The sequence below is a fragment of the Paracoccus fistulariae genome (genome assembly GCF_028553785.1).
Lineage (GTDB): Bacteria > Pseudomonadota > Alphaproteobacteria > Rhodobacterales > Rhodobacteraceae > Paracoccus > Paracoccus fistulariae.
Genome location: NZ_CP067136.1, coordinates 2,618,110 through 2,638,297, shown reverse-complemented (window position 1 = coordinate 2,638,297; position 20,188 = coordinate 2,618,110). Strand labels below are relative to the sequence as shown.

The 20,188-nt window shown below is 62.8% G+C and carries 16 protein-coding genes; 7 read left to right on the top strand and 9 right to left on the bottom strand.

The window, feature by feature from the left end:
* The first annotated feature begins 21 nt into the window (after positions 1–21).
* The 7 genes from dnaK (at position 22) to JHX87_RS12965 (ending at position 8,635) form a co-directional block, all read left to right on the top strand.
* The gene (gene dnaK, locus JHX87_RS12995) at positions 22–1,941 is read left to right on the top strand and encodes a molecular chaperone DnaK (RefSeq protein WP_271884128.1); all 1,920 of its coding nucleotides are present in this window, start codon (positions 22–24) and stop codon (positions 1,939–1,941) included.
* Between the two features lie 85 nt (positions 1,942–2,026).
* Positions 2,027–3,190, top strand: coding sequence for a molecular chaperone DnaJ (gene dnaJ / locus JHX87_RS12990; RefSeq protein ID WP_271884126.1), 1,164 nt, complete (start codon positions 2,027–2,029; stop codon positions 3,188–3,190).
* Between the two features lie 84 nt (positions 3,191–3,274).
* A complete protein-coding gene (radC, locus tag JHX87_RS12985; RefSeq protein WP_271884124.1) occupies positions 3,275–4,048 on the top strand; it encodes a RadC family protein in 774 nt (257 codons plus the stop codon).
* A gap of 314 nt (positions 4,049–4,362) precedes the next feature.
* On the top strand, positions 4,363–4,923 hold the full coding sequence (petA, locus tag JHX87_RS12980) for a ubiquinol-cytochrome c reductase iron-sulfur subunit (protein ID WP_271884123.1): 561 nt from the start codon (positions 4,363–4,365) through the stop codon (positions 4,921–4,923).
* A 14-nt stretch (positions 4,924–4,937) separates the two neighbouring features.
* The gene (gene petB / locus JHX87_RS12975; protein WP_271884122.1) at positions 4,938–6,269 is read left to right on the top strand and encodes a cytochrome b; all 1,332 of its coding nucleotides are present in this window, start codon (positions 4,938–4,940) and stop codon (positions 6,267–6,269) included.
* A gap of 573 nt (positions 6,270–6,842) precedes the next feature.
* A complete protein-coding gene (locus JHX87_RS12970) occupies positions 6,843–7,640 on the top strand; it encodes a cytochrome c1 (RefSeq protein WP_271884297.1) in 798 nt (265 codons plus the stop codon).
* A gap of 119 nt (positions 7,641–7,759) precedes the next feature.
* The gene (locus tag JHX87_RS12965; protein ID WP_271884121.1) at positions 7,760–8,635 is read left to right on the top strand and encodes a ribokinase; all 876 of its coding nucleotides are present in this window, start codon (positions 7,760–7,762) and stop codon (positions 8,633–8,635) included.
* Positions 8,636–8,641: 6 nt separating this feature from the next.
* Here JHX87_RS12965 and phoB read toward each other — a convergent pair whose 3' ends face one another.
* The 9 genes from phoB to mutS form a co-directional block, all read right to left on the bottom strand.
* Complete coding sequence (gene phoB / locus JHX87_RS12960; protein ID WP_271884119.1) at positions 8,642–9,331, bottom strand: phosphate regulon transcriptional regulator PhoB; 690 nt, start codon at positions 9,329–9,331, stop codon at positions 8,642–8,644.
* A gap of 3 nt (positions 9,332–9,334) precedes the next feature.
* On the bottom strand, positions 9,335–10,057 hold the full coding sequence (phoU, locus tag JHX87_RS12955) for a phosphate signaling complex protein PhoU (protein WP_271884117.1): 723 nt from the start codon (positions 10,055–10,057) through the stop codon (positions 9,335–9,337).
* Between the two features lie 23 nt (positions 10,058–10,080).
* The gene (pstB, locus tag JHX87_RS12950) at positions 10,081–10,878 is read right to left on the bottom strand and encodes a phosphate ABC transporter ATP-binding protein PstB (protein ID WP_271884115.1); all 798 of its coding nucleotides are present in this window, start codon (positions 10,876–10,878) and stop codon (positions 10,081–10,083) included.
* 20 nt (positions 10,879–10,898) lie between these two features.
* Positions 10,899–12,245: a phosphate ABC transporter permease PstA gene (gene pstA / locus JHX87_RS12945; RefSeq protein ID WP_271884113.1), complete on the bottom strand. Its 1,347-nt coding sequence runs from the start codon at positions 12,243–12,245 to the stop codon at positions 10,899–10,901.
* The gene (gene pstC / locus JHX87_RS12940) at positions 12,242–13,447 is read right to left on the bottom strand and encodes a phosphate ABC transporter permease subunit PstC (RefSeq protein WP_271884112.1); all 1,206 of its coding nucleotides are present in this window, start codon (positions 13,445–13,447) and stop codon (positions 12,242–12,244) included. Before pstC ends, pstA begins: the two co-directional genes overlap by 4 nt.
* Positions 13,448–13,518: 71 nt before the next feature.
* Entirely contained in the window at positions 13,519–14,547 is a 1,029-nt protein-coding gene (locus tag JHX87_RS12935; protein WP_271884111.1) for a substrate-binding domain-containing protein, read from the bottom strand.
* A 188-nt stretch (positions 14,548–14,735) separates the two neighbouring features.
* Entirely contained in the window at positions 14,736–16,322 is a 1,587-nt protein-coding gene (locus tag JHX87_RS12930) for a BCCT family transporter (RefSeq protein WP_271884109.1), read from the bottom strand.
* Between the two features lie 107 nt (positions 16,323–16,429).
* A complete protein-coding gene (gene aroC, locus JHX87_RS12925; RefSeq protein WP_271884108.1) occupies positions 16,430–17,530 on the bottom strand; it encodes a chorismate synthase in 1,101 nt (366 codons plus the stop codon).
* The gene (mutS, locus tag JHX87_RS12920; protein WP_271884107.1) at positions 17,527–20,163 is read right to left on the bottom strand and encodes a DNA mismatch repair protein MutS; all 2,637 of its coding nucleotides are present in this window, start codon (positions 20,161–20,163) and stop codon (positions 17,527–17,529) included. Before mutS ends, aroC begins: the two co-directional genes overlap by 4 nt.
* Positions 20,164–20,188 lie beyond the last annotated feature (25 nt).

Sequence of the window (20,188 nt, the reverse complement as noted above, 5' to 3'; positions counted from 1 at the left end):
CGCCTTAAGAAGGGTTTATCTATGTCAAAAGTCATCGGAATCGACCTCGGCACCACCAACAGCTGTATTGCGCTGATGGATGGCAGCCAGCCGAAGGTCGTCGAAAACAGCGAGGGTGCGCGCACCACGCCCTCGATCGTGGCCTTCACCGAGAATGAGCGTCTGGTCGGGCAGCCCGCCAAGCGTCAGGCCGTGACCAACCCCACCAACACCATTTTTGCCGTCAAGCGCCTGATCGGCCGCCGCCTGACCGACCCCGAGGTCGAAAAGGACAAGAAGCTGGTCCCCTATTCCATTGTCGATGGCGGCAATGGCGATGCCTGGGTCGAAGCGCGTGGCGAAAACTATTCCCCCGCTCAGATCAGCGCGATGATCCTTGGCAAGATGAAGGAAACCGCGGAAAGCTATCTGGGCGAAGAGGTGACGCAGGCCGTCATCACGGTTCCGGCCTATTTCAACGACGCCCAGCGTCAGGCCACCAAGGACGCCGGCAAGATCGCCGGTCTGGAAGTCCTGCGCATCATCAACGAGCCGACCGCAGCCGCACTGGCCTATGGTCTGGACAAGAAGGAATCGAAAACCATCGCGGTCTATGACCTTGGCGGCGGCACCTTCGACATTACCATTCTGGAAATCGACGACGGATTGTTCGAGGTCAAATCGACCAATGGCGACACCTTCCTGGGTGGCGAAGATTTCGACATGCGCATCGTGAACTACCTCGCCGAGGAGTTCAAAAAGGAAAACGGTGTCGACCTGACCAAGGACAAGATGGCCCTGCAGCGCCTGAAGGAAGCCGCTGAAAAGGCCAAGATCGAGCTGTCCTCGTCCTCGCAGACCGAGATCAACCAGCCGTTCATCAGCATGGACAAGGACAGCGGCACCCCGCTGCACATGGTCATGAAGCTGACCCGCGCCAAGCTGGAAAGCCTGGTCGGCGATCTGGTCAAGCGCACCATGAAGCCCTGCCAGGACGCCCTGAAAGACGCCGGCGTGTCCAAGGACGAAATCGACGAGGTTATCCTGGTCGGCGGTCAGACCCGCATGCCCATGGTGGTCGAGGAAGTCACCAAATTCTTCGGCAAAGAGCCGCATAAGGGCGTGAACCCCGATGAAGTCGTGGCACTGGGTGCTGCGGTTCAGGGCGGCGTGCTGCAGGGCGACGTGAAGGACGTGGTTCTGCTGGATGTGACCCCGCTGTCGCTGGGCATCGAAACGCTGGGCGGTGTCTTCACCCGCCTGATCGACCGCAACACGACGATCCCGACCAAGAAGTCGCAGATCTTCTCGACCGCGGAAGACAATCAGAACGCCGTGACCATCCGCGTCTTCCAGGGCGAGCGTGAAATGGCCGCAGATAACAAGATGCTGGGCCAGTTCAATCTTGAAGACATCCCGCCGGCCCCGCGCGGCCTGCCGCAGATCGAGGTGACTTTCGACATCGACGCCAACGGCATCGTGTCGGTCAGCGCCAAGGACAAGGGCACCGGGAAAGAGCAGAACATCACCATTCAGGCCTCGGGCGGTCTGTCGGACGAGGATATCGACCGGATGGTGAAGGATGCCGAAGCCAATGCCGATGCCGACAAGGCGCGCCGCGAGGTGATCGAGGCCAAGAACCAGGGCGAAAGCCTGATCCACTCGACCAAGAAGTCGCTGGAGGAACATGGCGACAAGGTCGACGGCTCGACCGTCGAGGCGATCGAACTGTCGATCGGTGCCCTGGAAGAGGCGCTGAAATCCGACGATGCGGGCAAGATCCGTTCCGGCATCCAGAACGTCATGGACGCCTCCATGAAGCTGGGCGAAGCGATCTACAAATCGCAGCAGGAAGGCTCGGATGACGGCGGCAGCGATGATGCCGATGCCCCGCGCGATGTCGATGACGATATCGTGGACGCCGATTTCGAAGATCTCGGCGACGACAAAAAACGCGGCTAAGCGAAGCCGTACCCCTGTGGCCGGCTCGCGATAACCTGCGGGTCGGCCACTGCTTTTGGGGGGAAATTGAACAGGTACTACGATGATGGCAAAGCGTTGTTACTACGAAGTTCTGGGGATTTCCCGCGGCGCTTCCCCGGATGAAATCAAGAAAAGCTATCGCCAGAAGGCGAAAGAGCTTCATCCCGACCGCAACAAGAATGACGCCAGCGCCGAATCGCGCTTCAAGGAAGTCAACGAAGCCTATGACTGCCTGAAGGACGATCAGAAGAAAGCGGCCTATGACCGCTTCGGGCATGCGGCCTTTGACGGCGGAATGGGCGGTTTCGGCGGCGGTCGCGGCGGGCAATCGGGCGATTTCGGCGCAACCTTTGCTGATGTTTTCGAAGATCTTTTCGGCGATATGATGGGCCGTCGCGGTGGCGGCGGAGGCCCCCGGTCCCGCGCCCAACGCGGTCAGGACCTGCGCTATAATCTGCGCGTCTCTCTGGAAGAGGCCTATAGCGGCCAGCAAAAGACCATAAAGGTGCCCGGCTCTGTCGCCTGCGAGGAATGTCAGGGCACCGGTGCCGAAGGGGCGGCGCAGCCGTCGAACTGCCCGACCTGTGCGGGCATGGGCAAGGTCCGCGCGCAGCAGGGCTTTTTCACCGTGGAACGCACCTGCCCGACCTGTGGCGGTCAGGGCCAGATCGTCAAGAATCCCTGCAAATCCTGCCACGGCGCCGGACGGATGGAGCGCGAGCGCACCCTGTCGGTGAACATTCCGGCAGGCGTCGAAACCGGCACCCGGATCCGCCTTGCGGGCGAGGGTGAGGCCGGGATGCGCGGCGGTCCTGCGGGCGATCTTTATATCTTCGTCGAGGTCAAGGAGCACGAGATTTTCCTGCGCGACGGCAAGATGCTGGCCTGTCAGGTGCCCGTCAGCATGGCCTCGGCCGCGCTTGGCGGAGAGGTCGAGGTGCCGACCATCGACGGCGGCCGCGCCCGGGTCAAGGTTCCGGCAGGCAGCCAGTCGGGCCGCCAGATGCGTCTGCGCGGCAAGGGCATGCCGCCGCTGCGCCACGGTCCCGGGGCGTCCGGCGATTACGGCGATATGCTGATCGAACTCAGCGTCGAAACGCCGGTCAACCTGACCGCGCGCCAGAAAGAGCTGTTGCAGGAATTTGCCGCCGAAAAGGTCGATAACAGTCCGCAATCCACCAGTTTCTTCCGCAAGGTCAAATCCTTCTGGGATGACATGACCAGCTGATCAATGGCGGATTTCTGATCAGGCGCCGTCCAATTCGGGCGGCGCTTAATTTTTTGTTCATTCCTTTTTTGTCATGCTGGCCGCATGGACCGGAATCGCGCCTTCAACGAAATGCCCATGCCGCTATTTCAGCCTGCGGCTGATGATGTCGTTGCGCCGCTGCCCTCACCTCGGAAAGGCGCCATCCCGTCTTATCTGGCCGATCACCGGGCACGGCTGCGCGACCGTTTCATGCAGGGCGGGGCGACCGCGATGCCGGATTATGAATTGCTGGAACTGGTGCTGTTCCGCGCGATCCCCCGGCAGGATGTCAAACCGCTGGCACGGCGGCTGATCGAGGCTTTTGGCGATTTCAACCGTGTCTTGGCCGCCCCGCCCGCCCGCCTGCAGCAGGTCAAGGGCGCGGGCCCAGCCGTCGTTCAGGAATTGAAGATCGTCGAGGCGGCGGCACAGCGCATGGCCCGCGCCAAGGTGCTGCACCGACCGGCGCTGTCGGGCTGGCAGGATCTGCTGGATTACTGCCATACCAGCATGGCGCATCGCGAAATCGAACAGTTCCGCGTGCTCTATCTGGATCGCAAGAACGTGCTGATCGCGGATGAGGAACAGGCCCGCGGCACGGTGGATCACGTGCCCGTCTATCCGCGAGAGATCATTCGCCGCGCGCTTGAACTGAACGCCTCGGCCCTGATTCTGGTCCATAACCATCCGTCCGGCGATCCCACACCCTCGGATTCGGACATCACGATGACGGCGCGGATCACGCAGGCGGCGGATTGCATGGGAATCACGGTTCACGATCACCTGATCATCGGGAAATCGCGAGAGCTTAGTTTCAGGTCAGAAGGGCTGCTGTAAAGCGACCCTCAGCGCCCGATCCAGGACCGCAAGGCACCCATTTTCATCTTTACCTGCGACGGAAGGTCGCAATTGGGCGGCATTTGCCCCCTTGCCAGCCAGCAACAAGCCTGCGCCGGTCCGGGAACCTGCCGCCGGATGGCACGCGCGCGACATAAATCCAACAGCGTTCGGGGCTTGCATCTTGCATCAAAGGCATATCGTCTGGACTGACAGATAATTGAACGCTAGAACCGCGACACATGGCTGCGTTGCGGAACGCGGCCCGAAATGTCGTATCGGCCGAGTTTTCGGCCTGAATTGGAGTATGACCCGTGTCCCACGCAGATGATCACGTAGGCACCCGGAGGGATTTCCTCTATTACGCCACAGCGGGCGCCGGTGCGGTGGCCGCCGGAGCCGCCGGCTGGACGCTTGTGAACCAGATGAACCCTTCGGCCGACGTTCAGGCGCTGTCCTCGATCCGGGTCGATATCAGCGGCGTCACGGTCGGGACGCAGCTGACCGTGCAATGGCTGGGCAAGCCGGTCTTCATCCGCCGCCGGACCGCCGAAGAGATCGAGGCAGGCCGCGCCGTTCAGCTGAACGAGCTGATCGACCAGGACGCCGAAAACCAGAATATTCCGGGTGAGCCCGCCACCGATGAAAACCGCACGCTGGACGAAGCCGGTGAATGGCTGGTCATGGTCGGCGTCTGCACCCATCTGGGCTGCGTGCCGATCGGCGATGGCGCCGGAGATTTCGGCGGCTGGTTCTGCCCCTGTCACGGTTCGCATTACGACACGGCGGGGCGTATCCGCCGCGGTCCCGCACCGCAAAACCTGCATATTCCCGTCGCCGTCTTCGTCGACGACAACACCATCAAGCTGGGCTGAGGAGGGCTTCGCACATGGCCGGTATTCCGCACGACCATTACGAGCCCAAGACGGGCTTCGAAAAGTGGCTTGACCGCCGTCTTCCGGTGGTCAGCATCATCTATGACACGCTGATGATCCCCACGCCAAAGAACCTGAACTGGATGTGGATCTGGGGCATCGTTCTGGCATTCTGCCTGGCGCTGCAGATCGTCACCGGCATCGTTCTGGTGATGCATTACACGCCGCATGTCGACATGGCCTTTGCCAGCGTCGAACATATCATGCGCAACGTGAATGGCGGCTATATGCTGCGCTATCTGCACGCGAACGGCGCGTCGCTGTTCTTCTTTGCCGTCTATCTGCACATCTTCCGCGGGTTGTATTACGGCAGCTACAAGGCCCCGCGTGAGGTGACCTGGATCATCGGCATGCTGATCTATCTGGCGATGATGGCGACGGCCTTCATGGGCTATGTTCTGCCCTGGGGTCAGATGTCCTTCTGGGGCGCGACCGTGATCACCGGCCTGTTCGGCGCGATTCCCGGCATCGGCGAATCGATCCAGACCTGGCTGCTGGGCGGCCCGGCGGTCGGCAACCCGACGCTGAACCGCTTCTTCTCGCTGCACTATCTGCTGCCCTTCATCATCGCGGCGCTCGTGATCGTCCATATCTGGGCCTTCCACACCACCGGCAACAACAACCCGACCGGGATCGAGGTGCGCCGCACAAGCAAGGAAGAGGCCCAGAAAGACACCCTGCCCTTCTGGCCCTATTTCGTGATCAAGGACCTGTTCGCGCTGGCCGTGATTCTGGTGGTCTTCTTTGCCGTGGTCGGCTTCATGCCCAACTATATGGGCCACCCCGACAACTATATCGAAGCAAACCCGCTGGTGACGCCCGCGCATATCGTTCCGGAATGGTACTTCCTGCCCTTCTACGCGATCCTGCGCGCCTTCACCTCCGATGTGTGGATCGTGATGGTGGTGGAATGGCTGTCCTTCGGCATCATCGACGCCAAGTTCTTCGGCGTGCTGGCCATGTTCGGCGCCATTCTGGTCATGGCGCTTGTGCCCTGGCTTGACACCTCGCGCGTGCGTTCGGGCAAGTACCGTCCGCAGTTCAAGTGGTGGTTCTGGTTGCTGGCGCTGGACTTCATGATCCTGATGTGGACCGGCGGTCTGGCCCCCGATGACCTCAACGGCTATGTCCCCGCCATTTCGCTGGCCGCGACAGCTTATTGGTTCGGCTATTTCCTGGTGATCCTGCCGCTGCTGGGCGTGATCGAGAAGCCGCTGCCGATGCCCGAGACCATCGAGGAAGACTTCAACGAGCACTACGGCGCAAAAGCGCATCCGGCCGAGTAAGGAGAGCCATCAATGACCCTGAGAACCAAGACGCTCACGGCTGTTGCGGCCCTGACGATCTCTGCCGCAGGCTTTGCCTTCGCACAAACCGCCGCGCCAGAGGCCGAGGCCGAACAGCCCGTCCAGGCACAGGAAGCCCCCGCAGCCGACAGCGCTTCCGAAGCGGCATCCTCTGCCGCCGAGGCAGTCGAAGAGGCGGCAGAGGATGCCGGTGCCGCGCTGGAAGGCGCGGCGCAGGATGCCCAGGATGCGGTGGCTGACGCGGTAGACACGGCCACGGATGCCGCCGATACCGATCCGGCAGCCGAGACCGAGACTGTGGCCGAAGACGCCGCCGAAGGTGAAACCGCGACCGATGCTCCGGCATCGGATGCGACGCCGCAGGACGATCCGGCCGCTGAAACCGCGACCGAGGAAGTGCTGGACGAACAGGCAACGCCGGAACCCGCGGAGAGCGCCGTGGAGGAAAGCGAGGCCGAACAGGCAGCGCCCGCCGATGCTGCGGAAGAAACCGCCGTTCAGGCCGAAGCCGCGCCCGAAGTCACCGTGATCGAGGGCACGCCCGAAGAGGCGCTGGAAGAACAGGCCGCCGCAGGCGATCCCGAAGCTGAAGCCGAAGCAGAGGGCGAGGAAGAAGAAGGCGGCTACGGCCATATCGAAGATGTCGATTTCAGCTTCGAAGGCCCCTTTGGCACCTTTGACCAGTTCCAGCTGCAGCGCGGTCTGCAGGTCTATACCGAGGTCTGCTCGGCCTGCCACGGCCTGCGCTACGTGCCGATCCGCACGCTGGCGGATGACGGCGGCCCCGGCCTGCCCGAAGATCAGGTCCGCGCCTATGCGGCCAATCTGGCCCCGGTCGTGGATCCCGAGACCGGAGAAGAGCGTCCGCGCCTTCCGACCGACCACTTCCCGGCGGTCAGCGGCGAAGGCATGGGCCCGGATCTGTCGCTGATGGCCAAGGCGCGTGCCGGCTTCCACGGTCCCGTGGGCACCGGGATCAGCCAGCTGATCAACGGCATCGGCGGCCCGGAATATATCCATGCGATCCTGACCAGCTATACCGGGGAAGAGGTCGAACAGGCCGGCTCTTTCCTTTACGTGAATACGGCATTCTCGGGCGGCAAGATCTCGATGCCGGCGCCGCTGTCGGATGATCTGGTCACCTATGAGGATGGCACCGAGGCGACCGTCGATCAGATGGCGACCGATCTGTCTGCCTTCCTGATGTGGACCGCCGAACCGAAGATGATGGCACGCAAGAAAGTTGGCTTCGTCTCGGTTCTGATGCTGCTGGTGCTGAGCGGTCTGCTCTACTACACCAACAAGCGGTTGTGGGCGCCCTATAAGGGCAAGGATCTTCACAAGCAGTGATCCGGACCTGCCAATGGCTTTGAAACGCGCCCTCCGGGGCGCGTTTTGCATTCCGGCTTGCGGCAGTTGCTGGACAATTCCGACGGGCGCTGCACAATCCGGGTAAAGACGGGGGCATCATGGCGATCTGGAATCTGGGCTCGATCAATATTGACCACATCTACCGGCTGGATCATCTGCCGGATGCGGGCGAAACCATCAGCGCACAAGAGGTCACGCAGGGGCTGGGCGGCAAGGGGGCCAATCAATCCGTCGCCACGGCCCGCGCGGGCGCCCAGACCTGCCATCTGGGCGCGATGGGAACGGGCGATCAATGGGTGATCGATCGGCTGGCCGCCTCTGGCATCTGCACCGGAAATATCCTGCGGCTGGATCGGACCGCGACCGGCCATGCGATCATCCTGCTGGATGCGCAGGGCGAAAACTCGATCATCATCCATCCGGGCGCCAACCGGATGCTGACCAAGGCGGCGCTGCAAAGCTGTTTTGACCGGATCAAGCCGCAGGACAGCCTGCTGATCCAGAACGAGACCAATTGTCAGGTCGAGGCCGCCAAGGCCGCCAAACGGGTTGGCGCGCGGGTGATCTATTCCGCCGCGCCTTTCGAGATAGGCCCGCTGCGCGCCATCATGCCCCATGCCGATATCCTGGCGATGAATGCGGGCGAGGCTGCGCAGCTTTTCGCGGAAATCCCCGGCGATCTTCCGGTCGAGGGTCTGCTGATCACGCTGGGCGGCGAAGGGGCCGAATATCGCGACCTGCGCACGGGTCAGACCTATCGCCAGCCCGCCTTTCCGGTTCGCGCGGTTGATACGACCGGCGCGGGCGATACCTTCGCGGGCTATTTCGCCGCCGCGTTGGATCGTGGCGATACCATCCCAGATGCGCTGCGTCTGGCGGCAGGCGCGGCCGCGTTGCAGGTGACACGCTATGGCGCCAGCGATGCCATCCCGATGCTGGAAGAGGTTGTCGGCTTTCTGGCCAAACAGGCCTGATCCACCTTAGCCCAGAGCGTAGCCCGTTCCGCGCACGGTGCGCACGGGATTATCGCCGCCATGCTGCATCAGCGCCTTGCGCAAACGGCCCACATGGACGTCGATGGTCCGCGTATCCACATAGATATCGCGCCCCCAGACCCGGTCCAGAAGCTGTTCGCGGGTCCAGACGCGGCCCGGCTTTTCCATCAGCGTCGACAGCAGCCGGAACTCGGTCGGACCCAGATGCAGCGGATGGCCGCCGCGAAAGACGCGATGTTCGGCGGCGTCAAGGATGATATCCTCAAAGCTCAGCCGCTCGCCCATCGTGGCGGGCCGGGTCCGGCGCAGCTGCGTGCGCAGTCGCGCCATCAATTCGACCACGGAATAGGGTTTGACGACGTAATCATCCGCCCCGGTTTCCAAGCCGCGCACGCGGTCGCCCTCTTCGCTGCGGGCCGACAGCATGATGATCGGGATCGACCGCGTGGCCGGATCGGATTTCACCTGACGGCACACCTCGATCCCGGAAACCTTGGGCAGCATCCAGTCCAGTACCAGCAGATCGGGCTGCTCTTCCTGCACCAGCAGCAGGGCGTCTTCGCCATTATCCGCGACCACGACCGTAAAGCCCTCGGCCTCAAGGTTATATTGCAGAACCTCGCGCTGCGCGCCCTCATCCTCGACGACCAGAACGCAAGGGGCCTGATGCACCATGACTTACCCTCCTGCGGTCAGGTCGGCTTCGGCCTGAACGCTGCTGGATTTCGGTCGGGGATCGTCGGGGATGTCGCCGGTCACCAGATAGATCACCTGTTCGGCAATGGTCGTCGCGTGATCGCCCATCCGTTCGATATTCTTGGCGATGAAATGCAGATGCATGCAAGAGGTGATATTGCGCGGATCCTCCATCATGAAGGTCAGGAATTCGCGGAACAGCGCGTTATACATCTGATCCACTTCAAGATCGCGCTGACGCACATCCTCGGCCAGATCGGCGTCGCGGCGGATATAGCTGTCCAGCGCATCCTGCAGCATCTTGCTGACCGCCTGCGCCATGCGCCGCAGCGCCATGCCGGATCCGTTGATCTGCGGCAATTGCGACAGGACCGAGGTGCGCTTGGCCAGATTCTTGGCGTAATCGCCCACCCGTTCCAGAGAGGCCGCGATTTTCATCACCGCCAGAACCATGCGCAGATCGGTCGCGGTGGGCGCACGCAGGGCGATCAGCCGGGCGGCCTCTTCGTTGATCTGCGCCTCCAGCGCGTCAATCGCCTTGTCGCCGCGGCGCACCTGTTCGGCCAGCTCCTCGTCCCGGCCTTCCAGCGCGGCGGCGGCATCTGTAATCGCGGTTTCGACCATGCCGCCCATCTTCACCACCTGCGCCTGAATCGTCTCAAGGTCGCGGTCAAAGGCCGATGCAATATGTTTGTCGCGGTTCACTGTCCAACTCCTTGCGTGGATCGTCAGCCGATACGGCCCGAGATATAGGCTTCCGTGCGGCTGTCCTGCGGCTTGGTAAAGATATCCTCGGTTTCACCATATTCGACCAGATTGCCCAGATGGAAGAAGGCGGTCTTCTGGCTGACGCGGGCGGCCTGCTGCATTGAATGGGTCACGATGACCACGGAATAATTGGTGCGCAGCTGGTCGATCAGTTCCTCGACCTGGCTGGTGGCAATGGGGTCCAGCGCCGAGCAGGGTTCGTCCATCAACAGAACCTCTGGCTCGGTCGCGACGGCGCGGGCGATGCACAGGCGCTGTTGCTGCCCGCCCGACAGGCCGGTGCCGGGTTCGTGCAGGCGGTCCTTGACCTCATTCCAAAGCGCAGCGCCCTGCAGCGCCTTTTCGACGATCTCATCCAGCTCGGCCCGGTTGCGGGTCAGCCCGTGAATACGCGGCCCATAGGCCACATTGTCATAGATGGATTTGGGGAAGGGGTTCGGCTTTTGGAACACCATGCCGACCTTGGCCCGCAGTTGGACCGGATCGACGCGGCGATCATAGATATCGTCGCCATCCAGCCGGATATCGCCTTCGATCCGGGCAATCGGAATGGTGTCGTTCATCCGGTTGATACAACGCAGGAAGGTCGATTTTCCGCAGCCCGACGGCCCGATAAAGGCGGTCACGGTCTTGTCCAGAATATCGACGCTGACATCCTTGATCGCATGTTTTTCGCCGTAATAGACCTGAACATCCCGGGCCGAGATCTTGATGTCACCTTGGGTCACGGCGTTCTCCACTACATTCATATCGTACATCTTGGCCTCCTTGGGCCGGATTACCAGCGGCGCTCGAACTTGCGGCGCAGGAAGATGGCCAGCAGGTTCATGCAGAACAGAAAGATCAGCAGCACGATGATCGCCCCCGAGGCGCGCTCGATAAAGGCGGGGTCGGAACGCTGCGTCCAGTTGTAGATCTGGACCGGCAGGGCCGAGGCCGGATCGAACAGACCCTCGGGCGGGGCGGCCGGGTAGTTTTTCACGAATGCGACCATGCCGATCAACAGCAGCGGCGCGGTTTCACCCAGGGCCTGCGCCAGACCGATGATCGTGCCCGTCAGGATCCCCGGCATGGCCAGCGGCAGCACGTGGTGAAAGACCGATTGCATCCGTGACGCCCCCACCCCAAGCGCCGCATCGCGGATCGAGGGCGGCACCGCCTTCAGCGCCGCGCGGGTCGAGATGATGATCGTCGGCAGGGTCATCAGCGTCAGCACCAGACCGCCGACAATCGGCGCCGATTGCGGCAGGCCCGCAAAGTTGATGAAGGCGGCCAGACCAAGGATGCCGAAGACGATCGACGGCACCGCCGCAAGGTTCGAGATATTCACCTCGATGATATCGGTCCATTTGTTCTTGGGGGCGAATTCTTCCAGATAGATGCTGGCGGCGACGCCGATGGGCACGGCCAGAAACAGCACCACCAGCATCATGTACAGCGAACCAAGGATCGCGATTCCGACCCCGGCAGCTTCCGGGCGCTGGTCGGATGCATCCGGATTGGTCAGGAATTTCCAGTTGAACCGCGTCACCAGCAGGCCACGGTCACGAAGCGCCTCGGCCAGTTGCAATTGCTGGGGCGAGGTATTCTTGTCATTCGCCGCGCTGTCCATGGTGACGCGGCCCTTGAAATAGCCATCCACCCGGCCATTCGCCAGCACGTCTACCTGAATGGTCTGGCCGATCAGATCCGGTCTGGCCAGCACGCGGTCGCGCACCTGCGCCGAGGCCTCGCGAGAGACGAGGCCCGCGATATCGTCATCCTCCAGCCCCTCGATCCGGATATCCTCGCGCGCGACGGTTTCGGCGATGGCGGCGTCCAGCACCTTGCCATAGGACAGGGTCAGAACCTTGGCCATTTCCTCTGGATTACGGTTGCCCTTGGGATCCAGCGTCTGGGCGTTCAGTTCGACGGGAATGGCCAGATAGGTCTGGCGAAAGGCGCCCGATCCGTCGCGGATGATGGTGAACAACAGCACCACAAGCGCCAGCAGCGCAATCCCGATGGCCGTCGCCCCATAGAGGCGAAAGCGTTTCTCGGCGGCGTTGCGGCGGCGGGTATGTTCATCCACGACCAGCAGCGAGGATGCCGCGGCATTGGATTGAGACAGGGGCATATCGGTCATTCGTATTGCTCGCGATATTTGCGCACGATGTAGAGCGCGACCACATTCAGGCCCAGGGTAATAACGAACAGCGTCAGCCCAAGGGCAAAGGCAACCAGCGTTTCCGGAGAGTTGAAATCGCTGTCGCCGGTCAACTGGCTGACGATCTTGACGGTGATGGTGGTCATCGCCTCGAACGGGTTCAGCCCCATGCGCGCAGCCGCGCCCGCGCCCAGAACCACGATCATCGTCTCTCCGATGGCACGGCTGGCGGCCAGCAGGACCGCACCGACAATCCCGGGAAGCGCGGCGGGCAGGACCACCTTGCGAATGGTCTCCGATTGCGTCGAACCCAGCCCAAGCGCACCGTCGCGCAGGCTTTGCGGCACCGCGTTGATAATGTCATCGGACAGCGAGCTGACAAAGGGGATCAGCATGATGCCCATGACCAGCCCGGCGGTCAGCACCGAGGATCCCGAATTGCCCAGCCCCATCGGCTGCGCAAAATAATCCCGCAGCATCGGCCCCACCGTCACCAGCGCGAAAAGGCCGTAAACGATGGTCGGGATGCCTGCCAGGATCTCGATGGCGGGTTTGGCGATGCTGCGCAGGCGCTTGCCCGCATATTCCGACATGTAGATCGCGGCATAAAGGCCGATAGGAACCGAAACCAGCAGCGCGATCAAAGAGATATAAAGCGTGCCCCACAGCAGCGGCAGAATGCCCAGTTCGGAATTCCCCTGAAAGCGCGGCGTCCATTCGGTGCCAAAGAAGAAGCGCGTCCAGTCATACATCTGAAAGAAACGCCCGCTTTCGAACAGCATCGACAGCACGATCCCGGCGGTGGTGGCGATGGCGATCAGCGAACAGAGGATCAGCAGCCCCATGACGATCCGCTCGACCATATTGCGGGCCTGATATCCGGTCTCGATCCGGGTCACGGCCCAGCCAAGACCGGCCACGGCCGCGCCCAATGCGATCAGACCGATGACAGGCCCCGCCTCGGCCGGGATCGCGCCCGTCATCCGCAGGAACGAGGCCAGAATGATCACCAGAAGCGCGGGCAGAAGGGCTGACAGCCCCACCATCGCGCCGTGATAGATCGGGCGGCTGTGCAATTGGCGAATGTCGGACCCCGCGGCGGCAAGGGCGCGGCTGCGGCCCAGAAGATAGCCCGCAAGGGCAAGCAGGATACTGGCGAAAAAGGCCCAGGACAGCGGCATGAAGCTTCCTTCCATCGGGAAAGGGCGAACAGGTGACGGGCGGCACGACCGGCGCGCCGCCCGATCCGGCGTTATTGCATGGTGGTTTCGTTGGCGACGGCCTCTTGCGTCGAGGCCAGTTCGGGATCCGAGACCAGACCGTATTCCGCCAGCGGGCCGCCCGGGCCTGCCAGTTCGTCCGAGACGAAGAATTCAACGAATTCCTTCAGCCCGTCGATCTGGCCGATATGCGCTTTCTTCACATAGAAAAACAGCGGGCGCGACACCGGGTATTCGCCCGAGGCGATGGTCTCGGTCGAGGGGGTGACACCGCTCATCGTGCCGACCTTCAGCTTGTCGGTATTGTTTTCATAGAAGGACAGACCAAAGACGCCGATGCCATTGGGCGCGCTTTCGATACGGGCCAGCGTTTCGGTGTAATCGCCGTCGATATCGACCGCCTTGCCGTCGGTACGCAGGGTCATGCAGGCCTCTTCGGCGGCATCTTCATCGCCCAGTTCGGCCTTGAACACCTCCATCGCGCCCGATTCCTCGCATCCCGCCAGGATCACCTTTTCCTCGAACACTTCGCGGGTGCCATGCTTGGTGCCCGGGATGAAGGCCAGGATTTCCTGGTCGGGCAGGTCGGCATTGACCTCGGTCCAGTTCATCGCCGTGTTATCGGCCATCTTGCCGTCCTTGACGACCTTGGCGGCCAGCGCGTTGAACCAGTCGGCGGGGGTAAAGACGAAATCCGGGCCGCTGGCGGCATTGGCGAAAACGATGCCGTCGTAACCGATGCGGACCTCGATGATCTCACTGACGCCTGCGGCGTTGCAGGCCTCGCGCTCGCTGTCCTTGATGGCGCGGCTGGCATTGGCGATGTCGATGGTGTTTTCGCCGACACCTTCGCAGAATTTCTGCAATCCGGCCGATGATCCGCCCGATTCCACCACCGGCGTGGGGAAGTCCATGTTTTCACCGAAAAGTTCGGCAACGATGGTGGCATAGGGCAACACGGTCGAAGAGCCCGACACCTGGATCTGATCGCGGGCGGCAGCGGCAGTGGCCGTGGCGGCGATCATGGCAAGGGCCGAGACGGTAAATTTCACAGTGGTCATGGATCTCTCCTGAGTCGGTCTGTTCCCTCTGGGGGCTGCCGCAGACCTAGACGGATCAGGTGACACCAATGCAAAATTTATGCGACGGTTTTGTGACAGTGCGCAAGCGCCTGAAAAAGCGTCAGGATATGCGAAAGGGCCGCGCAATCGCACGGCCCCCGCCCAGGAAAAACCCGCTTTTGTGACGGTTATTTGTAGCGTTCGGATCGCAGCGCCAGATACAGGCACCAGGCCATTGCCAGCACGACAAGCGTGAAGGGAATGCCCAGCGACACCACCGCACCCTGCAGCGCGTTCAGCCCGCCACCCAGCAAAAGCGCGATGGCGACCAGCCCTTCGAACGAGGCCCAGAACACCCGCTGCGCCACCGGCGCATCCATCTTGCCGCCCGCCGTGATCGTGTCGATCACCAGCGATCCGCTGTCGGATGAGGTCACGAAGAAGATCACGATGAGCACCAGCGAGACCGGCGCGGTAATGCTGTAAAGCGGCAGTTGATCCAGCATCCGGAACAGCGCGATCTCGGGCCGGTAATCGGCCACGGCCTGCGCCACGCCCTGATAGCCATTTGCCATCTGCTCCAGCACCAGCCCGCCAAAGACCGACATCCACAGGGCGCAGACAAAGGACGGCGCGATCAGCACGCACAGGATGAATTCCCGCACCGTCCGCCCGCGCGAGATCCGGGCGATGAACATGCCGACAAAGGGCGACCAGGCGATCCACCACGCCCAGTAGAAGGTCGTCCAGCCATGCATATAGCCATCATCGCTGCGACCGAAGGGATTGGACAGCGGCACCAGCTCGATCATGTAATCGCGCATCACGGCGCCGAAATTCGTCAGCAGATACAGCGTCGGCCCCGCCAGCAGGACGAAAAGGAACAGGATCACGGCCATGATCATATTGATCTCGGACAGGCGCTTGACGCCCGCATCCATGCCCAGAAGGACCGAGACCAGCGCCACGGCGGTAATCGCCACGATCAGCACGACGACCAGCGTTTCGGAGGTCGGGATGCCAAACACATCGTTCAGCCCCGCAGCCACCTGCTGCGCCCCAAGGCCCAGCGTCGTGGTCAGCCCGAACAGCGTCGAAAACACCGCCAGAATATCGATCACATGGCCCCACCAGCCCCAGACCCGCTCGCCCAATATCGGATAAAAGGCCGACCGCAGGGTCAGCGGCAGTTTCAGGTTATAGTGAAAGATCGCCAGCGCCAGCCCGACCACGACATAGGCCGCCCAGCCGTTCAGCCCCCAGTGAAACACCGTGCCGACGATGCCCATCGTCTCATTCCCCGGGACCGAGGGATCCTTGCCCAGCGGCCAGGCATCAAGCTGTGGCAGGGTGTAATACATCGGCTCCAGCACGCTGAAGAACAGCAGACCGATGCCGATCCCCGCCGAAAACAGCATCGCGATCCAGCCCGCATAGCTGTAATCGGGCCGCGCATCCTTGCCCCCGATCCTGACCTTGCCCAGCGGAGAGATCGCCAGCGCAAAGCTGAACAGCAGCAGGATATTGATCGACATCATCAGATACCAATCGAAGGTGCTGGTCAGGAAGGGGCGCAGCCAGCCAAAGAAGGCGGCAGCGGCCTCTTGATTGGTCAGGGCGACCAGCACGAACAGAATGATCACACTGGCCGAAATCACGAAAACCGGATTGTGAATATCCAGCCCCCAGGGTCGGATATTATCCTGGCCGACCTCGTATTCCGTGTCGAAATCCAGGACTCGGTCGTCCTGTTCGCTATTGCTGTTCTCAGTCATTTTGCCCCCTGGTTGTTCAGACCACGAGATGACGTTGCGTCACCCGATCACGGTAAGCCAACAGATCGGGCGCGGTTTTGGTTCAAAATTATGTGTGTTTTGATTGCCTAACCGATTTTTCCGCGCAGGCCGCCGGTCTGCGCGCGGTCCATCAGCAGATGGTCAAGGATGACACAGGCGGCCATCGCCTCGGCCACGGGAACGGCGCGAATGCCCACGCAGGGGTCGTGACGGCCCTTGGTGATCAGGTCGATCTCCTGCCCCATCTGATTGATGGTCTTGCGCGGCGTGGTGATCGAACTGGTCGGCTTGACCGAAAAACGCACCACGATCGGCTGCCCGGTCGAGATCCCGCCCAGAATTCCGCCGGCATGGTTCGAGCTGTAGATCGGCCCGTCATTGCCCATCCGCATCTCATCGGCATTTTCCGTGCCGGTCAGGGCGGCGGCGGCCATGCCTTCGCCGATCTCGACCCCCTTCACGGCATTGATCGACATCATCGCGGCGGCCAGATCGGTGTCCAGCTTGGCATAGACCGGCGCGCCCAGACCGGGCGGGCAGCCCTCGATCAGCACCTCCAGCGCGGCGCCGACGCTGTTCTGATCCTTGCGGATGCCATCCAGATAATCCGACCAGGCGTCTACCGCCCCCGCATCGGGCAGGAAGAACGGGTTTTCAGCGATGGCCGAACTGTCGAACCGCGCGCGGTCCAGATGCATCTGCCCCATCTGCACCATATAGCTGAGGATGCGCAGATCGGGCACCAGATGGTTCAGCACGGCCAGCGCCACGCCGCCCGCCGCCACCCGCGCCGCGGTTTCACGCGCGCTGGAGCGCCCGCCGCCGCGATAATCGCGGATGCCGTATTTCAGGTGATAGGTGATATCGGCATGGCCCGGACGAAAGCTGTGGGCGATCTCGCCATAATCCTTGCTGCGCTGATCGGTATTTTCGATCATCAGCTGGATCGGGGTGCCGGTGGTCTTGCCCTCGAACACGCCCGACAGGATGCGAACCTGATCCGCCTCGCGCCGCTGCGTGGTGTGCTTGCTGGTGCCCGGACGGCGACGGTCCAGGAATTGCTGGATAAATGCCTCGTCCAGCGGCACACCGGGGGGGACGCCGTCTACGGTGGCGCCAAGGGCCGGACCGTGACTTTCGCCCCAGGTGGTGAACCGGAATTCGCGGCCAAAGGTGTTATAGCTCATGCGGGATCTCCGGTCAGGGATTTCAATTCATAGATCAGGTCCAGCGCCTCACGCGGGGACATGGTATCGGGATGCACGTCTTTCATCCGCAGGTCCAGCGCGCTGTCGCGTGGCTTGGCGGGCGCGGGCGCAGGCGGCACTGCGCGAAACAGCGGCAGATCGTCGATCAGGGCGGCTGGGCGGCTGGCGCCCTCGCGTTCGCCCGATTCCAGCGCTTCCAGAACGGCGCGCGCGCGATCCACGACGCTGGCGGGCAGACCGGCCAGACGCGCCACCTGCACACCATAGCTGCGATCTGCGGCACCTTTGCGGACCTCGTGCAGAAAGATCACGTCGCCTTCCCATTCGCGCACGGCGACGGTGGCATTGTCTACCCCGTCCAGCTTGGCCGTCAGCGCAGTCATTTCGTGATAATGCGTGGCAAAGAGGGCGCGGCAGCGATTCACGCCGTGCAGATGCTCCATCACCGCCCAGGCGATGGACAGGCCGTCCCAGGTCGCCGTGCCGCGCCCGATCTCGTCCAGAATGACCAGCGCGTGATCGTCGGCCTGATTGAGGATCGCTGCGGTTTCCACCATCTCGACCATGAAGGTCGAGCGGCCTCGCGCCAGATCGTCGGCGGCACCGACACGGCTGAACAATTGGCTGACCATGCCGATATGGGCCGACGCCGCAGGAACGAATGCCCCGGCCTGCGCCAGCACGGCAATCAGGGCGTTCTGGCGCAGAAAGGTCGATTTCCCCGCCATATTCGGACCGGTCAGCAGCCAGATTGCCGGGGTATCGCCGCTGGTCAGGTCGCAATCATTGGCGACGAAAGCTTCGGATTTGCGTTTCAGGGCGCGCTCTACCACCGGGTGGCGGCCTCCGGTGATCTGAAAGGCGCGGCTGGCATCGACACGGGGCCGGGTCCAGCCTTCGCCCGTGGCGATATCGGCAAAGGCGCTGGCCAGATCGATCTCGGCCAATGCGCGGGCGGCCTGCCCGATGGGCGCCGCATGGTCCAGAACCGCAGCGCGCAGGCGGTCAAAGATCCCACGCTCGATCTCCAGCGCGCGGTCGCGGGCATTCAGGATCCGGGTTTCCAGTTCCGACAGTTCGACCGTGGTAAAGCGGATCTGGTTTGCCGTGGTCTGACGATGGATAAAGACCTCGGACAGGGGCGGGGCCATCATCTTTTCGGCATGGGTGGCCGTGGTTTCGATGAAATAGCCCAGCACATTGTTATGCTTGATCTTCAGGCTTTGCACACCGGCACGGGCGGCATAATCGGCCTGCATGCCGGCTATCACGCCCCGGCCTTCGTCGCGCAGGCGACGGGTATCGTCCAGATCGCCATCGTAATCGGGCGCGACAAAGCCGCCATCGCGCGCCAGCAAAGGCGGCTCTGCCACCAGCGCCAGATCCAGCAGGTCGATCAGATCCTCGTGCCCGTTCAGATCGCGCGCCGCGTCGCGCAGCACGGCGGGCGCATCCTGCGGCAGGCGTTCGGCAATCGCGGCGCCTTGGGTCAGCCCGGCCCGGATCGCGGCCAGATCGCGCGGCCCGCCACGGTCCAGCGCCAGCCGCGACAAGGCGCGATCCATGTCGGGCACGCGGGCCAAAGCCTCGCGCAGATCGGCGGCCAGACGCGGATCCTCGACCAGCAGGGCGACGGCGTCCTGACGGGCCTTGATCACCTCAAGATCGCGGGAGGGCGCGCTGATCCGGCGTTCCAGCAGGCGCGCACCCGCCGCCGTCACCGTGCGGTCAATCGCGGCCAGCAGGCTGCCCTCTCGCCCACCAGACAGGGCCTGCGTCAGTTCCAGATTGCGCCGCGTCGCGGCATCGATCTGCATCGCGCCGCCAGCGCGTTCGCGCATCGGCGGGCGCAGCAGGGGCAGTTTGCCCTTCTGGGTCAGTTCCAGATAATCGACGATCGCGCCCATGGCCGACAGCTCGGCCCGGGTGAAACTGCCGAACCCGTCCAGCGTTTCCACACCGTAAAGCACGGCCAGACGTCGTGCGCCCGCGCCACTGTCAAAGGCGCCGGGCGGCAGATCGGTCAGCGCCGTGCCCGCATCCAGCGCCAGATCGTCCAGCCCGGATCCATCGACCGCCAGCAATTCGCGCGGTGCCAGACGCGCCAGTTCCGGTGCCAGCCGCGTGGCGGAACAGTCCATCACCTGAAACACCCCGGTCGAGATATCGACCCAGGCCAGCGCCCCGTCGTCGCGAACCTGCGCAAAGGCGGCCAGAAAATTGTGCCGCCGCGCCTCCAGCAGCGCCTCTTCCGTCAGCGTGCCGGGGGTGACCAGCCGCACCACATCGCGGGCAACCACGGATTTCGACCCGCGTTTCCTGGCCTCGGCCGGATCTTCCATCTGCTCGGCAATGGCGACGCGAAACCCCTTGCGGATCAGCGTCAGCAGATAGCTTTCGGCGGCATGGACCGGCACACCGCACATCGGGATCGGCTGGCCCTGATGCGTTCCGCGCTTGGTCAGCGCGATATCCAGCGCGGCGGCGGCCTGCACCGCATCGTCAAAGAACATCTCGTAGAAATCGCCCATACGATAGAACAGCAGCGCCCCCGGATTCGCATCCCGGATCGCCAGATACTGCGCCATCATCGGTGTGGGCTGATCGCTCATGCCTGTCCTTCGCCTGTCCTGCAGC

Excerpts from the sequence above, each read along its gene's own strand:
- dnaK (WP_271884128.1), top strand. The coding sequence starts at position 22 with ATGTCAAAAGTCATCGGAATCGACCTCGGCACCACCAACAGCTGTATT.
- dnaJ (WP_271884126.1), top strand. The coding sequence starts at position 2,027 with ATGGCAAAGCGTTGTTACTACGAAGTTCTGGGGATTTCCCGCGGCGCT.
- radC (WP_271884124.1), top strand. The coding sequence starts at position 3,275 with ATGGACCGGAATCGCGCCTTCAACGAAATGCCCATGCCGCTATTTCAG.
- petB (WP_271884122.1), top strand. The coding sequence starts at position 4,938 with ATGGCCGGTATTCCGCACGACCATTACGAGCCCAAGACGGGCTTCGAA.
- JHX87_RS12965 (WP_271884121.1), top strand. The coding sequence starts at position 7,760 with ATGGCGATCTGGAATCTGGGCTCGATCAATATTGACCACATCTACCGG.
- phoB (WP_271884119.1), bottom strand. The coding sequence starts at position 9,331 with ATGGTGCATCAGGCCCCTTGCGTTCTGGTCGTCGAGGATGAGGGCGCG.
- pstB (WP_271884115.1), bottom strand. The coding sequence starts at position 10,878 with ATGTACGATATGAATGTAGTGGAGAACGCCGTGACCCAAGGTGACATC.
- pstA (WP_271884113.1), bottom strand. The coding sequence starts at position 12,245 with ATGACCGATATGCCCCTGTCTCAATCCAATGCCGCGGCATCCTCGCTG.
- pstC (WP_271884112.1), bottom strand. The coding sequence starts at position 13,447 with ATGCCGCTGTCCTGGGCCTTTTTCGCCAGTATCCTGCTTGCCCTTGCG.
- JHX87_RS12935 (WP_271884111.1), bottom strand. The coding sequence starts at position 14,547 with ATGACCACTGTGAAATTTACCGTCTCGGCCCTTGCCATGATCGCCGCC.
- JHX87_RS12930 (WP_271884109.1), bottom strand. The coding sequence starts at position 16,322 with ATGACTGAGAACAGCAATAGCGAACAGGACGACCGAGTCCTGGATTTC.
- aroC (WP_271884108.1), bottom strand. The coding sequence starts at position 17,530 with ATGAGCTATAACACCTTTGGCCGCGAATTCCGGTTCACCACCTGGGGC.
- mutS (WP_271884107.1), bottom strand. The coding sequence starts at position 20,163 with ATGAGCGATCAGCCCACACCGATGATGGCGCAGTATCTGGCGATCCGG.